Source organism: Nonomuraea sp. NPDC005501 (genome assembly GCF_040605905.1).
Taxonomy (GTDB): domain Bacteria; phylum Actinomycetota; class Actinomycetes; order Streptosporangiales; family Streptosporangiaceae; genus Nonomuraea.
Genome location: NZ_JBEXDT010000146.1, coordinates 1 through 14063 on the forward strand (window position 1 = coordinate 1; position 14063 = coordinate 14063).

14 protein-coding genes are annotated in these 14063 nt (G+C 73.0%); 5 read left to right on the forward strand and 9 right to left on the reverse strand.

Annotated features, from left to right (window positions below):
- Positions 1 to 347 precede the first annotated feature (347 nt).
- Positions 348 to 1235, forward strand: coding sequence for a hypothetical protein (locus tag ABZS51_RS39990; RefSeq protein WP_355452788.1), 888 nt, complete (start codon positions 348 to 350; stop codon positions 1233 to 1235).
- An 85-nt stretch (positions 1236 to 1320) separates the two neighbouring features.
- Here ABZS51_RS39990 and ABZS51_RS39995 read toward each other — a convergent pair whose 3' ends face one another.
- Entirely contained in the window at positions 1321 to 2454 is a 1134-nt protein-coding gene (locus ABZS51_RS39995; protein WP_355452791.1) for a UDP-N-acetylglucosamine--N-acetylmuramyl-(pentapeptide) pyrophosphoryl-undecaprenol N-acetylglucosamine transferase, read from the reverse strand.
- 102 nt (positions 2455 to 2556) lie between these two features.
- Between ABZS51_RS39995 and ABZS51_RS40000 the strand changes: the two genes are divergently transcribed.
- Both ABZS51_RS40000 and ABZS51_RS40005 read left to right on the forward strand, forming a co-directional pair.
- On the forward strand, positions 2557 to 3507 hold the full coding sequence (locus ABZS51_RS40000) for a Ppx/GppA phosphatase family protein (protein WP_355452794.1): 951 nt from the start codon (positions 2557 to 2559) through the stop codon (positions 3505 to 3507).
- Positions 3508 to 3622: 115 nt separating this feature from the next.
- On the forward strand, positions 3623 to 3781 hold the full coding sequence (locus tag ABZS51_RS40005; protein ID WP_310709970.1) for a hypothetical protein: 159 nt from the start codon (positions 3623 to 3625) through the stop codon (positions 3779 to 3781).
- On the opposite strand, the gene ABZS51_RS40010 is transcribed toward ABZS51_RS40005, so the two are convergent.
- Together ABZS51_RS40010 and ABZS51_RS40015 are read right to left on the reverse strand one after the other, a co-directional pair.
- Positions 3776 to 4264 carry an ATP-binding protein gene (locus ABZS51_RS40010; RefSeq protein WP_355452797.1) on the reverse strand — a complete coding sequence of 163 codons (489 nt, stop codon included), beginning with the start codon at positions 4262 to 4264 and terminating at the stop codon, positions 3776 to 3778. The genes ABZS51_RS40005 and ABZS51_RS40010 overlap by 6 nt on opposite strands.
- 86 nt (positions 4265 to 4350) lie before the next feature.
- A complete protein-coding gene (locus tag ABZS51_RS40015; protein ID WP_355452800.1) occupies positions 4351 to 4896 on the reverse strand; it encodes a helix-turn-helix domain-containing protein in 546 nt (181 codons plus the stop codon).
- 102 nt (positions 4897 to 4998) lie between these two features.
- Between ABZS51_RS40015 and ABZS51_RS40020 the strand changes: the two genes are divergently transcribed.
- Entirely contained in the window at positions 4999 to 6561 is a 1563-nt protein-coding gene (locus ABZS51_RS40020) for an MDR family MFS transporter (RefSeq protein ID WP_355452803.1), read from the forward strand.
- A 53-nt stretch (positions 6562 to 6614) separates the two neighbouring features.
- Here ABZS51_RS40020 and ABZS51_RS40025 read toward each other — a convergent pair whose 3' ends face one another.
- Complete coding sequence (locus ABZS51_RS40025; protein WP_355452806.1) at positions 6615 to 6935, reverse strand: STAS domain-containing protein; 321 nt, start codon at positions 6933 to 6935, stop codon at positions 6615 to 6617.
- A 68-nt stretch (positions 6936 to 7003) separates the two neighbouring features.
- On the opposite strand from ABZS51_RS40025, the gene ABZS51_RS40030 reads away from it, so the two are divergent.
- Complete coding sequence (locus tag ABZS51_RS40030) at positions 7004 to 7933, forward strand: GNAT family N-acetyltransferase (RefSeq protein ID WP_355452809.1); 930 nt, start codon at positions 7004 to 7006, stop codon at positions 7931 to 7933.
- Between the two features lie 82 nt (positions 7934 to 8015).
- Here the strand turns inward: ABZS51_RS40030 and ABZS51_RS40035 are convergent, their stop codons facing one another.
- The 5 genes from ABZS51_RS40035 to ABZS51_RS40055 all read right to left on the reverse strand — a co-directional run bounded on the left by ABZS51_RS40035 (position 8016) and on the right by ABZS51_RS40055 (position 13791).
- Positions 8016 to 9362: an AAA family ATPase gene (locus ABZS51_RS40035; RefSeq protein WP_355452812.1), complete on the reverse strand. Its 1347-nt coding sequence runs from the start codon at positions 9360 to 9362 to the stop codon at positions 8016 to 8018.
- A complete protein-coding gene (locus tag ABZS51_RS40040) occupies positions 9359 to 10786 on the reverse strand; it encodes a hypothetical protein (protein WP_355452815.1) in 1428 nt (475 codons plus the stop codon). The genes ABZS51_RS40035 and ABZS51_RS40040 overlap by 4 nt, the downstream gene beginning before the upstream one ends.
- Positions 10787 to 10820: 34 nt before the next feature.
- Positions 10821 to 11921: a hypothetical protein gene (locus ABZS51_RS40045; protein WP_355452818.1), complete on the reverse strand. Its 1101-nt coding sequence runs from the start codon at positions 11919 to 11921 to the stop codon at positions 10821 to 10823.
- A gap of 142 nt (positions 11922 to 12063) precedes the next feature.
- On the reverse strand, positions 12064 to 13038 hold the full coding sequence (locus tag ABZS51_RS40050) for a hypothetical protein (protein ID WP_355452820.1): 975 nt from the start codon (positions 13036 to 13038) through the stop codon (positions 12064 to 12066).
- Between the two features lie 63 nt (positions 13039 to 13101).
- Entirely contained in the window at positions 13102 to 13791 is a 690-nt protein-coding gene (locus tag ABZS51_RS40055; protein WP_355452823.1) for a class I SAM-dependent methyltransferase, read from the reverse strand.
- Positions 13792 to 14063: the final 272 nt, after the last annotated feature.

Sequence of the window (14063 nt, forward strand, 5' to 3'; positions counted from 1 at the left end):
CCCACACAAACCCCCTCGTCAACCCCCTTTCCCCCCCCCCCCCCCCCCCCCCCGGCGGGGGGGGGGGGGGGGGCGGGGGGGGGGGGGGCGGGGGCCCCCCCCCCCCCCCCCCCACGCCGGCGCAACCGGCGAGGACGACGACGAGAGGGGCCGCGATCATGACGTGGGCGGATCTCATAACGTCCTACGGTAGCGCCCGGATGATCGCCGCGGCGTGACGCGACGCCGGGCGGGAGAAGCACGGGGGTTCGCTTGGACTGTCCTTCGCGAGGCTGACATTCGGGCGGAATGTTCCGTAGTATCCGGACATCACGAGCGTTGGGGGCGCCAGGGTGCCAAGGCTGAGCGTGGGTGTGGTCGTCGAGCCGGGAGTACCCCCGGAGATCGCCGGAATGCTGCGCGCCAACGCCCCCCTGCTGACCCGCATCAGGTCGGGCTGGGTTCCGCCCGTCTCCGCGCCCGCGCCGCGCCGCCGCAGCCCCTCCAGCGTGGCGCTGCTCGCCGCCACGCCCGTGGTGCTCGGGCTGATGGCCTGGCTGCTGGACACCCCGGCCGCGCCCGCCGGTTTCGTGCTGCTCGGCGCGTTCATGCTGGTCGTCCTCATCAAGACCACCACCATGGGCGAGCTGCCGGAGTACGACCGGCCGTACGAGCGCGGCGTGTACGAGCAGGCGCGCCTGCACCACGGCCGGTTCCTGCTGCCCGTCGACTTCGACGAGGAGGCCCGCGCGGTGCTGTCCCGCGCCCAGCGGGCCATCGGCGGCGTGCTGCGCTCCCACGTCAACGCCGAGGGGCTGCTCGACGGCGCGCGCAACGGGGTGCTGCTGCCCGAGCAGGAGTGGGAGATCGCCCGGCTGCTCGCCAAGCTGTCGGCGCTGCGCTCCGAGCACCGGGAGCTGCTGGGCCGGGGCGTCGCCCCCGAGGTCGCGGCCGTGGTGGAGCCGCTGGAGCGGGCGCTCGCCACCAGCGAGGCGGCGGTGGTCGCGCGCGTCGAGGTGCTGGAACGCTACGCCCGTCACGTCGCCGACGCGGAGCGCGCCTACCACGCGCGCGAGCAGATCGAGGAGCTGCGGGCGCGCCTGCCGCGCTACGAGGAGCTGCTGGCCGAGTCGGGCGCCGACGCGTTGTCCGTCCCGGAGATCGAGCGTCTCGCCCAGGACGCCGACCAGCTCGAAAGCGTCTTACGCCGCAGCGTCAGCTCCGCCCACGAGGCCTTCCGCTACCTGGAAGGCTGACCCGGCCCCCCACACCCCGACCCCCGACCTCCGGACCCGTGGTGAGACCAGCAACCCCGGGACACGGCCTGTCAGGCCGGCGGCGTCAGGCGTGCCAGTGGGCCGTCTCCAGCAGCACGTCGCACAGCGCGTCCGCCGCGTCCACGCGGCCCAGCTTGCGCGACGCCTCGGCCATGCCCGCGCGCAGCTCGGGGTCGGCCAGCAGCGGCATGAGCTCCGCCAGCAGCATGTCGGCCGTCGGGTGCGGCTCCAGCAGGGCCCGCGCCGCGCCGGCCGACATCAGGTAGCCGGCGTTCTTGCGCTGCTCGTCGCCGCCCGTCGGGATGAGCGGGACCAGGACCGACGGCTTGCCGATGGCCGTCAGCTCCGACACCGTCCCGGCGCCGCTGCGCGAGATCACCACGTCGGCCGCGGCGAACAGGTCGGCCAGCTCCGAGCCCACGTACGGCACCGGGTGGTAGCGCTCGGCCAGCTCCGGCGGCAGCTCGACGGCCCGCATCTCCTCGATCCAGGCCGGCCCGCACTGGTGCACCACCTGCGCGTGCGGCAGCAGCCGGGGCAGGATCTCGGCGAGCAGCGTGTTGATCTGCCTGCTGCCCTGCGCGCCGCCCGTCACGTAGATCAGCGGCACCTCGAACGTCAGCCCGAACAGGTCGTACGCGGCGGCCCGCTTGCCCTGCAGCAGCTCCGGCCGGATCGGGTTGCCGGTCACCACGGCCCTGCCTCGCGCGGAGGCCGGCAGGTACTCCAGCGACGACTCGTGCGACAGTGCGATCCGCGTCGCCAGCCGGGCCAGGATCCGGTTGGCCAGGCCCACGACCGTGGTCTGCTCGTGCATGACCAGCGGCCGGCGGATCAGCTTGGCCGCCACGCCGATCGGCACCGCCACGTACCCGCCGGTCGAGAGCACCACGTCGGGCAGGTAGCGGGCCGCGTGCCCGATGGCCTGGGCCACGCCGACCGGGATGCGGAACACGTCGGCGATGTTGGTGCCGAGCTCACGCAGGTTGGGCCGGCGGCGCAGCTTTCCCGTGGTGATCGCCTTGAACGGGATGCCGTGCTCGGCGGTGATCCTGGCTTCCAGCCCGTTGGCGGTGCCCACCCAGAGCACGTCGTGCGGCACCTGGCGGCGCTGCACGGCCGTCAGGGTCGTCAGGGCGGGATAGGTGTGACCTCCGGTGCCGCCGCCGGTGATCAACAGTCGCAGGGTTCGTGACATGCGATCAGCGTATGGCCGTCCGGGCGGAACCCGTACTTTCACCCCCGCGTCCACGCGGGGGCGGCGTCGCTCCGCGCGCCGCAGGCCGGTAGCGTCATGCACATGCGACTCGGCGTGCTGGACATCGGCTCGAACACCGTCCATTTACTCGTCGTCGACGCCCACCGAGGCGCCCGGCCCATCCCCGCCTACTCCCACAAGGAGGAGCTGCGCCTGACCGAGCACCTCGACGAGCGCAACGAGCTGTCGGCCGAGGGCATCGAGCTGCTCGGCGCGTTCGTGGAGGAGGCCCTGCAACTGGCGGAGGACAAGGGCGTCGAGGACTTCGTGGCGTTCGCGACGTCGGCGGTGCGCGAGGCCGCGAACGGCGAGCAGGTGCTGGCCCGCATCGACGAGCGCTGCGGGGTGGACATCGAGGTGCTGTCCGGTCGCGACGAGGCCCGGCTGACGTTCCTGGCGGTGCGGCGCTGGTTCGGCTGGTCGTCGGGGCGGCTGCTGGCCTTCGACATCGGCGGCGGCTCGCTGGAGATCGCCGCGGGCGTGGACGAGGAGCCGGACGTGGCCGTGTCGCTGCCGCTGGGCGCCGGCCGGCTGACGCGCGACTGGTTCACCGCCGACCCGCCGCCGCCGGAGGAGGTGCGCGCGCTGCGCCGGCACGTCCGCGCGGAGATCGCCCGCACGGTCCGCGACGTGGTCCGGCACGGGGAGTCCACCTGCGCGGTGGCGACCTCCAAGACCTTCAAGCAGCTCGCCAGGGTGGCGGGGACGGCCCCGTCCAGCGAGGGGCCCTACGTCTCGCGCTCGCTGTCGCGCCAGGACCTGGCCCACTGGGCGGGCAAGCTGACGACCTTGGACACGGCCTCGCGGGCCGCGTTGCCGGGCGTGTCGCCGGGCCGCGCCGCTCAGCTGGCCGCCGGGGCGCTGGTCGCCGACGCGGCGATGGACCTGTTCGAGGTCGAGCGCCTGGAGGTATGCCCGTGGGCGCTGCGCGAGGGGGTCATCCTGCGCCGCCTGGACCATCTCCCCAGCCGCCGGGAGCTCCCGCCCTCCTGACCTGCGGCGTTCCCGAGGCCGGACGAGAGGGAGCAGGACGCCGTCGCTTCGCGGAAAGCCCGATCTATCCGGAACCGAAGGCTTAGAGCCCATTCAGCGGGGAAAGTTTGGCCGAATGTTGGCACTACTCGGCGCGATCGCCTCTCTGGCGATCACCTGCTCCCTCGTGTTCCTGGCGGTCCTGCTCATCTCGGTCGTGGTCCTGGTGACCCTCGGCCTCATGGCCGGGCTGACGGCCAGACGGTGGCCGGCGCCGGCCACCGGAGCGTCATAGCGAGTTGTCCGTGCCCCGCACGGCCTGGTGGGCGTGGTGGGCGGCGAGTCCCGAGTCGGCCATGAACGGCCGGGCCGCCGCCCCTGGCGCGAAGCGCAGCCGCTTCTCCAGGCACACCACGGCACCTTTCTCGCGCCGGTTGGTGAAGCGGACGTCGTCGGCGAGCGCCCGCATGATCTGCAGGCCACGGCCGCTCTCGGCGTTGTCGGGCGCCTGGGTCACCTTGCGGGGGTCGAACCCGCCGCCGGTGTCGATGACCTTGATCGTGCACAGGTCGTTGTGAACTCCGGCGCTCACGGTGTACTCGTCGCTGGGCCCGGCGTGCCTGATCACGTTGGAGCACGCCTCGCTGAGCATGAGTTCGATGTCGTCGCGGATCTGCGGCTCCACGCCCAGAGTCTTGAGGCTGGCCTCGAGAATCTGTCTGATCAGGGGGACGCTCGCCGCATCCCTGGGCAAACGGAGCGCGATGGTTGCCTCCACTGTCTTCCTCCCCGTCTGGATGCGTGCCTGGAGACCTGCCCGCGATCGTGGACCCCAATCGTCCCTATGGCTGCAGGAGATCCTTCCTATGGCTCCAGGAGCCTGAGCGCGACCTCCAGGGACGCCGCGTTGATCTCCTCCTCCGACACCGACTCCTCCTGGGGCATCCACTTGCCCGCGTGCAGCGCGAACAGCGCCATGGAGTGGGCGATCCGCACCGCGAGCGGGTCGTCCGGGTCGCTCAGCTCGTTGACCAGCTCCAGCATCGTGTCGCGCAGGCGCAGCAGCTTCGGGTGGTCGCGCAGCGCCGTCTGGTTGCGCTCCATGAAGCGCGCGACCTCCAGGTAGCGGGGCCTGCGCAGCGCCTCGGCGTACCGCGTCACGATCTCGCGCCGCGCCTCCAGTGTCCTCGGCTGGCTCCTGGCCCACGCCAGGACCTCCTCGACCTCGGCCACGCGCAGGTCGGCCAGGCTGGCGACGATGTCGTCCTTGGTCTTGAAGTGGTAGTAGAGCGCCGCCTTGGTCACGCCGAGCTCCTCGGCGATCTCGCGCAGGGAGGTCGCCTCGTAGCCCTGCTCCGTGAACAGCCTGAGAGCGATCTCCTGGATACGCGTCCGGGTGTCTTCCCGCAAAGTGCACCTATTTCGACTTGACGACCGGCAAGTAAGTATCTACCTTAATGCAGGCTTGCCGGTCGGCAAGTAAGGAAGATCTTTTACTCCGGGGGTGTGCTTATGGAAGAAGCAGGAGGGCGCCGCCGAGAGGTCATGGTGGTCCTGCCGGGACTGATGCTGGCGATGATCCTCGCCATGCTCGACAACATGATCGTCGGTACGGCGATGCCCCGGATCGTGGGTGAGCTGGGCGGACTCCAGCACCTCTCCTGGGTCGTCACAGCGTATGTGCTCGGCACCACCGTCTCCACTCCCATCTGGGGGAAGATCGGCGACCTTTACGGACGCAAGACCATCTTCCTCGTCTCCATCGTCATCTTCATGATCGGGTCGGCCCTGTGCGGCATGGCCGGCTCGTCCGTCCTCGGCGGTCCCGACGGGGGCATGGCGGAGCTGATCGCGTTCCGAGCGCTCCAGGGCCTCGGCGCGGGCGGTCTCATGGTCAACGTCATGGCCATCATCGGCGACCTGGTGCCGCCCCGCGAGCGCGGCCAGTACCAGGGCATCATGGCCGGCGCCATGTCGCTCGCCATGATCGCCGGCCCGCTCGTCGGCGGCTTCATCACCGACCACCTCGACTGGCGCTGGGCCTTCTACGTCAACCTGCCCGTCGGCGCGATCGCGCTCGCCGTGCTGGCCGTCAAGCTCCACCTGCCCAAGCACCGCAACAAGGTGCGCATCGACTGGATCGGCGCGATCCTGCTGTCCATCAGCATCACCGCCATGGTCCTCGTCACGACCTGGGGCGGCAACGAGTACGACTGGGGCTCCTGGCAGATCCTCGGCCTCATCGGCGTCGCCGTCGTCACGCTCGCCATCTTCATCCCCGTCGAGCGCGCCGTCGCCGAGCCGATCATGCCGTTGCAGCTGTTCCGCAACCGCAACTTCACGCTGATCTCGGGCATCGGCTTCCTGCTCGGCTTCGCCATGTTCGGCGCGATCAACTTCCTGCCGCTGTTCCAGCAGATGGTCCAGGGCGCCACAGCCACCAACTCCGGCCTGCTCCTGCTGCCCATGATGGCCGCGGCCATGGTGGTGTCGCTGTTCGTCGGCCGGGCCATCACCGCCACCGGCAGGTACAAGATCTACCCGCTGATCGGCGGCGTCGGCATGGCGCTCGGCATGTGGCTGCTGTCCACCATGGACATGGACACGCCGGGCTGGCAGACCGGCGTCTACATCGCCGTGCTCGGCGTCGGCATGGGCTTCCTCATGCAGACCACCATGCTCATCGCGCAGAACAGCGTCGAGCAGAAGGACCTCGGCGTCTCCAGCAGCGCCACCACGTTCTTCCGCTCGATCGGCGGCTCGTTCGGCGTCTCCCTGTTCGGCGCCGTCTTCAACAACGGCTTCCAGAACGAGCTGACGGACAAGTTCGGCGCCCAGGCCGCCGAGAAGATCGCCAAGGGCGGCGGCCGGATGGACCCGGCCGCGCTGTCCCAGATGCAGCCGCAGATGCGGACCGGCCTGATCGAGGCGCTGGCCGGCTCCATCTCCAACGTGTTCTGGTGGGCCATCCTGTTCGCCGTCGTCGTGCCCGTGCTGGCGGCGTTCGTCAAGGAGATCCCGCTGCGCGGCGGCCCGGCCACCCCGGCGGAGCAGCCCGAGCCCGCCGTCGGCTGACCGCCGTCGTCCGGGAGCGGCCCGCCGGGCCGCTCCCGGACGCGTGGGCGGGCTCACGCGGGCGGCAGGCTGAAGATCCGGTCCAGCGCCGTCATCCGCAGCACATTGCGCAGGTACGGCGTCACGGCCACCACCCGCAGCACGGCGTCGGCCCGCTCGGCCTGGTGGTAGAGGCGGATGAGCGCCGCCAGGCCGGAGGAGTCGATGAAGGAGACCCCCGACAGGTCGACCTCCAGGCGGCGGAAGTCATCGGCCAGGGGCAGTGCCGCCAGCTCCGAGACGGTGCCGTAGTCTAGATCGCCACTGAGCGCGAGCCGCACCGTCATCGGGTCGGGTGTGGCGACCTCGATGCGCAACGGCTTCTTGTCCAGCACCCGTCCAGCTTATCGACGGAGGGAAAATGGGAGGCGAGAGCCCCGCCCGTTTCGGCACAATCCCCCCCATGGATTCCATCAGGCGCCCCCGGCCGGAGGACGCTTCAGCCATCCACGAGCTCCTGACGGCCGCCGACACGGCGGTCATCGGCCACGCCGACTGGACCCTCGACGACGTCAAGGCGGACCTTGCCGCGCCCGGCGCCGACCTCGACCGCGACGGCTGGCTGCGCCACGACGCCGAGGGCCGCCTGGTGGCCTGGGCCTGGGCGTACGCCAAGGGCCGCAGCGACCTCGTCGAGGTCGACGTCATCGTCCGCCCCGGCCGGGAGGACGTGGCGGGGCCCCTGTGGGGCACCGTGCTCGACCGGGCCCGGGAGCTGGCCAAGGAGCGCGGCCACGACGGCGTCACGGTCGACGCCGGCATCCACCGGGCCGACGAGGTCAAGCGCGCCCTCGCCGAGCGCCACGGCCTGCGGCCCGCGACCAGCTTCCACCGGCTGCGCATCGACCATGCGGGGCCGCTCGACCCGCCCGCGGTCCCGGCCGGCCTCACCCTGCACAGCGGCGAGAGCGAGGAGGCCCGCCGCGAGGCGCACCTGGTCCACCAGGGGGCCTTCTCCGAGCACTTCGGCTTCGTCAAGGTCGACTACGACACCTGGTACTCCCGTCGCGCCGCGCACCGCGCCACCGACTGGAGCCAGCTCACGGTCGCCCGGCTCGACGGCCGCCCCGCCGCGACCGTGATCGGCAACGACCAGTTCCTGTCCGACGAGGGCTGCGGCTACGTCGCCCTGCTCGCCGTGCTCCCGGAGTTCCGGGGGAGGGGCCTCGGACGCTTTTTGCTGAGGCACGCGTTCGCCGCCGACGCCGCCCGTGGCCGCCGGGGCACGATCCTGCACGTCGACTCCAACAACACCACGCCCGCCCTCGACCTCTACCTGTCGGCGGGCATGCGCACGGTCATGGTCATCGACGTCTGGCGCGCCCGCCTCTGACCCGCCTCCCCACGCGGGGGACCCGGGGGCCCGGGGGACTTGGGGACCCGCGAGGGACCAGCGGGACTCGGGGGAGGAGCCGTCAGACGCGGTGGGTCGCCAGATGGTCCAGGACCGACTGGTTGGCCTCCCAGCCGTCCGGGAACTTCACCGGCACCCCGAGCTGCACCGGCTCGGCCGACGGGTGCGCGTCCAGCAGCTCCGCGATGCCCGCCCGCGCCACCACCACGCACGCGTGCCGGTGCCGCGACGCCAGCACGCACAGCCGCCCCGACTCCAGGTGGAACGCCGTCGCGTCGCGGCGCCCCGACAGCGGGTGCAGCACGATCGTCACGTCGTACTCCCGGCCCTGCAGCCGGTTGGCCGTGTCCACGGTGATCTCCGGCGGCACCCCGGCGGCCCTGATCGCCGCCACCTGGTCCCGGTGCGCCGCCCCGACCGCGATCCGCTCGGCCGTCACGGGCCGCTCGCCCTGCTCGGAGCCCGCCACCGCGCCCCGCTGGAGCAGCCGGGCCGCCAGCAGCGCCACGGCCTCCACCGCCTCGCCGTCGGTGCGGACGGTGTGCCGGTTCGGCAGCTCCAGCAGCGCCCACCCCGACCGCGCCGCCTCCTCCAGCGCCCGGTCGTGCACGGTGCCCATGCCGCCCGTGGACAGCTCCAGCCGCCGCTCGTGCGGCTCCGTGCCCGCCCGGAACCCGGTGAACGGGTAGAACGCCCGCGACACCACCGGCGCGGCCGAGGCGGGCAGCCGCCACGACACCGGCAGCCGGTGGACCGGCAGGTCCGAGTTGTGCCGCAGCAGCACCGACACGGCGCTCTGCAGCGGGTCCCACGACAGCCCCGACCAGCGGTCGCCGTCCACGATCGAGAACGGGTCGAGCTGTCCCGGATCGCCCACGAACAGCGCCCGCTCGAACAGCCCCGCGATGCGCAGCAGCTTGTCCGAGCGCATCTGGTACGCCTCGTCCACGATCGCCCACGGCCACGTCCGGCCGGAGATCCACGCCCACTTGTCGGCGGTCGCGATCACGATGTCGGGGTCGCCGAGGTCCTGCACACGGGTGCCCACCGTGACGCCGGGCAGCTCCAGCAGCCGCAGCGGCGGGACGTAGCCGCCCGCCGACAGCCGCCCGACGGTCAGGTCCGGGTGCCGCTCGCAGATGCGCGTCACCAGGTCGTCCACCTGCTCGTTGGTCTGGGCGACGATCATCAGCGGCTCGCCGGTCGCGGCGATGTGCGCCGCCGCCCGTACGACGAGGGTGGACTTGCCCGCGCCCGGCGGCGAGTCGACGATTACGCCGCGATGCCGCGGCAGGTCGGCGAGCACGGCCCGGATGACCTGCTCGGGGCTCGGCTGGGGACTCGGCTCGGAACTCGGCGCGGGACCCGGACCGGGCGTCTCCTGCCGGACCGGCGGGGGACTCGTCACGACCACTCCTCCAGGGCGTCCTCGTCGCTCGGCGTGTACTCCCGCGGCGGGCCGCCGTGCGTCCACGGGGTCGCCTCCGGCTCGGGCAGGGCAGGCGAGCCCTGGAAGTCGTCGGTCAGCGAGGTGTAGCAGACCCGCTCGCCCACCTCCGGCACGGACCCGGGCGCGGCCGTCTTCCCCCGCCCCATCCCCTTGGTGATCTTCACCGTGACCAGGCCGTCGCCCGCCGACACGAGCTGGGCGCCCTGGGTGCGGCGCTGCGGGGTGCCGAGCGCGGTGCCGGGCGCCAGCCGTACGGGATCGTCGGTCTTGACCACCACGATCGGGCGCAGCTTGCGTGAGCGGCCCTCGCCCTCGGCGTGCTCGGGGTCAGTTTCGACGACCTCGCCCGCGAACGCCTCGCCGGTCAGCCGGTGCTCGGCCATGACCAGCGGATCGTCGTAGGCGCGCTGCACCTCGTAGGCGGCCTGGGCGCGCTCCATGCGGGCCAGGCGGGAGGCGGCGGCGACCGCGCCGTCGCGCCGGGCCTGCGGCGGCGCGCCCTCGGCGATCTGCGCGGCCATGCCGCTGAACGAGCCGCGGTCCTGCTCCCACCGCTGCGCCACGCTCGCCCCCTCCGGCAGGCCTCGCAGCAGGTCGATCGCCTGCCACATGAGCCGCCAGGTGGGTTCGAGCTGGGTGCGCAGAGCCTCGGTGATGCGCTCGGCCGAGCCGGCCTCGATGGCCGGGGCCAGCACCTCGGAGTCGAACCCCGGATCGGTCGCCGGTCCCGCGGGCGGCCACACGAGCGGGTCCTCGGCGTCGTCGCTCGGCCCGGTGGTGATCCACGCCATCAGCGCGGCCAGGTTGGCGTCCTCCAGACCGCTCTGCCCGCTCGCCCAGTGCCGCCCCAGCTCCTCGGTCGCGGCCGTCATCAGCGACGAGCCGGGGTAGGCGGCCCGCTCGCCGAAGTACGTCAGCCAGCGGCCGAGCAGCGGCACCCGCTCCGGCACCGGGTACGGCCCGTCGACCCGCCGGAAACGGGTGGAGCGGCCGAGCAGGCGGGTGAACCCGACGCCCGCCTGGTTCGGCACGACGAGCTGCGGCGCGTCGAGCACGCGCTCGTACGGGTCGGCGTTCTTGCGCTCCACCGTCTCGGTGCCGCCGAGGAAGCCCTCGATGTACGGCAGCAACTCGGCGGCCAGGTCGGCGGCCCAGGCGAAGCGCAGGTCGCGGTTGCGGGGCTGCGTCACCACGAGCAGGCGCGGCTCGTCGCGGCGGGTGCCGAGCATGGCGGCCAGCGGCGCGGCGGCCTCGCCGGACAGCTTGAGCGGGATGAACACCATGGGCCGCTCGGACAGGTGGCAGTGTCGCACGGTCGCGATGGGCTGCGCGACGCCCTCGTCGAGCGCCCGCAGCCGCGCGAGCGACGTCAGCAGGCTCACGCCGTCCACCTCCGCCGGGCGTCACGGACGGGGCTCACGCGAGGCACTCCCGGCGCAGGCGCTCGGCGTTGCGCAGCAGCCGGGCGATCTCCTCCTGCCCCTCGGCCGGGTCGCGGGTGCCGTCGGCCAGGCCCAGCGCCTCGCCGACGGAGGCCACCCCGCCCAGCTCGTCGCGCACCTGACGGCCCAGCAGGTCGCAGGCGCCCTCCTGCCGGGCCTCGTCGCGGCAGAAGAAGCACAGGTCGCACGTGGACAGGCAGTCGGGCGCGTACCGGGCGGTGGTGCGGCGCAGCGCGTCGGACAGCTCGGCCGCCGAGCGGGTGGGCAGCCCGTCCTCGCCCGGCACCAGGTCGAACGTCAGGTCCTCCGGCAGTCCTTCCACCAGCCGGTCGAGCCCCGTCATGCGGGAGAGTTGCCGCTCCAGCACGGCGAGCTGCCGGCGCACGTCGACGAGCGTGGCCACGGGCCGGTTGGCGAAGTTCTCGGGGCAGACGAGGACCACGTCGTGCGCCACGCGCCGAGGGTCGTGGCCGAGCTCCCCGAGCAGCCGGCGCAGCGCCAGCACGTACACGGCCGCCTGCCGCGCCGCCGCCGCCACCGCCGACGGGTCGGCCTGGCCGTCGATCACCGAGAACGACTTGATCTCCACGATGTGGAACCGGCCGCCGAGCTGGAACGCCACCACGTCCGGCTCCAGGAACGCGGTGTGCCCGGCGATCTCCAGGCCGAGCAGCGGATGGTCGTAGAGCGTGCCGGAGTCGTGGCCGTCGCGGGCCGCCCGGTCGAACAGCGCCCGCGTGTGGGCGTGGCGCAGGTGGGCTCCGACGTTCTCGACGTCGTGGTAGGCCACCTCGGCGACCGGCAGCTCCAGCAGCTCGCGCAGCATCCGCAGCAGCTCGGCGCACCCGTCGGCCTTCACCAGCGCCTCGAACGCGTTGCCCCGGGTGATCGCGAACGGCGACTGCCCGAACGGCGCCGGGAAGCCCAGGTGGCGAGCGGTGGCGTCCTTGTCGATGCCCGCGCCGTCCAGCAGCGCCCGCCGCGCGCAGCCGGGGTTGGCGGCGAGCGCGGCGATGGCGCGCGCGTCGTGCGGCTTCTGCGGCGTCGTGCCCCGCAGCGCGTCAAGCCGGTTCATCGGCTGCCCTTCATGTGCTCATCTGCCTGGTGCTCGTGTCGCTCTGTACTCATGTCGCTGTGTGCTCATGTCGCTGTGGCTCATGTCGCTGTGGCTCATGTCGCTGTGGCTGGTGTCGCTGTGTGCTCGTGTCGCTCTGTGCTCAGGTGGCCGCGCGGCCTGTCGCGGCCCGGGCGACGGTGCTCAGCGTAGCGGCGCCGAACAGTCGCGCCCGGTCACCGAGCTGGGCGGCCGCGCGTTTCGCCAGCTCGGCCCGGTCCCGCGTGTCGCGCCCGGCGTGTACGGCCAGCTCGGCCCGCGCCGCCTCGATCACCCGGAGCGGGTCGGGCGGGCCTAGGTCGTGGGCGGCGCCGCCCGGGATGTTGCGCGCCATCCGCGCGAGCAGCCGCTCCACCTGAGGATCCGGCTCCACCTCCGTGCCCGTGCCCGCGTCCGTGCCCGTGCCTGCCTCCGAGCCCGGGTCCGGGCACAGCCGCCGGGCCACGGCGACGGCGCAGGTCAGGAAGTGGACGCGGGGGCTGAGCGGGCCCACCATCCGCCGCTCCAGCGGCCACGCGCTCACCGCGAGCAGGCCGCGGGCGGGGGAGAGGCGGTCGGTCAGCGCGGCGCACAGGTAGTACGGGCGCCCGAACGGGGAGGAGGCGAACGAGCGCTCCTCGTCGCGGCGCAGGCTGGTGAGCTGGGCGCCGCGCAGGGAGCCGCCGAAGAACGCCTCGTTCACGGCCGCGATCAGCCGGGGCTGGGCCGGCACGCCGAGCAGGTCGAGCGCCTGGTGCGCCTGCTCCCGCACGGTGACGAGCCGCAACCCGCCCCCGCCGCTCCCGGAACCACCGCCGCTCCTGGAACCACCGCGGCTCCTGGAACCCGTGACCTTCCCGGAATCAGCGACCTTCCCGGAACCAGCGATCTCTTTCGAATCGTCGGCGGCTGGTGCCGGGTCGAGGTCGCCGGAGACCAGGGCGTCCCAGGTGCGCTCGGCGGCGCGCAGATCGGCCCGGAGCGTCCGGGCGGCGGCCGGGTCGCGGGCGCGCATGGCCCGGCGCACCCCGGCGCGCAGCTCGTCGATCCGCCGTTCCAGATCGTCCAGCCGATCACCCATGATCGTCCAGCCGGTCACCCATGGCGCGAGCGTAACAGGAGTTCCAGTATTTCCCAGTAATTTCCCGCTATAAGCGGAAATCTAGGTCGTAAGGGCCCCGGCGGCCACCCAGGTCCGGTCCTCCGTCAGGAACCGCAGCATCCGCAGCCCCGCCTCCTCCAACGCCCGCGCCAGGTCCTCGTCCGACAGCCGCCACGACGCGGACGACTGCGTCCACACGCGCCCGTCCACCTCGTACCGCATGGTCGCGGTGAACCGCCCCGGCTCCGGCTGCTCCAGCGCGGCCAGCTCGACGGTGACGCCGTCCTCGGTCCTGCCCTGGCCCACCTCCCAGGCGTCGAGCCGCTCCGGCGGCATCCACTGGAGGAGCACGTGCCCGTCCGGCGCCACGTGGCGGGCGCACGCCTCCAGCAGCGCGCGCCGCCCTTCCGCGTCCGCGGTCTGCACGAGCTGCGAGGCCAGCACGACCGTGTCGAAGCGCCGCTCCAGCCGCAGCTCGCCGATGCGCGCCCGCACGGTGGTCGCGCCGCGCACGTGCGCGAGCATCTCCGCCGACTCGTCCACGGCCACGACCTCGAAGCCCAGCTCGACCAGCGGGTGGGTCATGCGGCCGGTGCCGCAGCCCAGCTCCAGGATCGTGCCGCCCGCCGGTGTCACGGCGGCGATGATCTCGGGCTCGCCGCGGGAGCGCTGCGTCGCGTAGAACTCCACGGGCGAGCCGTCGGGGGTGATGGGGCCCGACCCGGTGCCGCTGTTCGGTGCGATCGTCATGATGGCGACTCTAACCACCGCCAGAACCACCGCCAAGGGTACGGGGGCTTGCCGGAAACGGCCCCGCGCGCCACCCGGGAGCGCGACCATGGTGCGCGTGCCGCTACGTGGAGTGATCGGGATCGTGATCGGGACGGTGGCGGGGCTGGCCGCCCTGCCGGTGGTGTACTACCTGACCGAGGCGGGCGCCCGCGCGCTGCGGACCGCCTACACCTCCTTCGCGCCCGGGCCCGCCGGGCTCGGGCTGCTCGCGGCCGCGGCGGTCCTCGCCG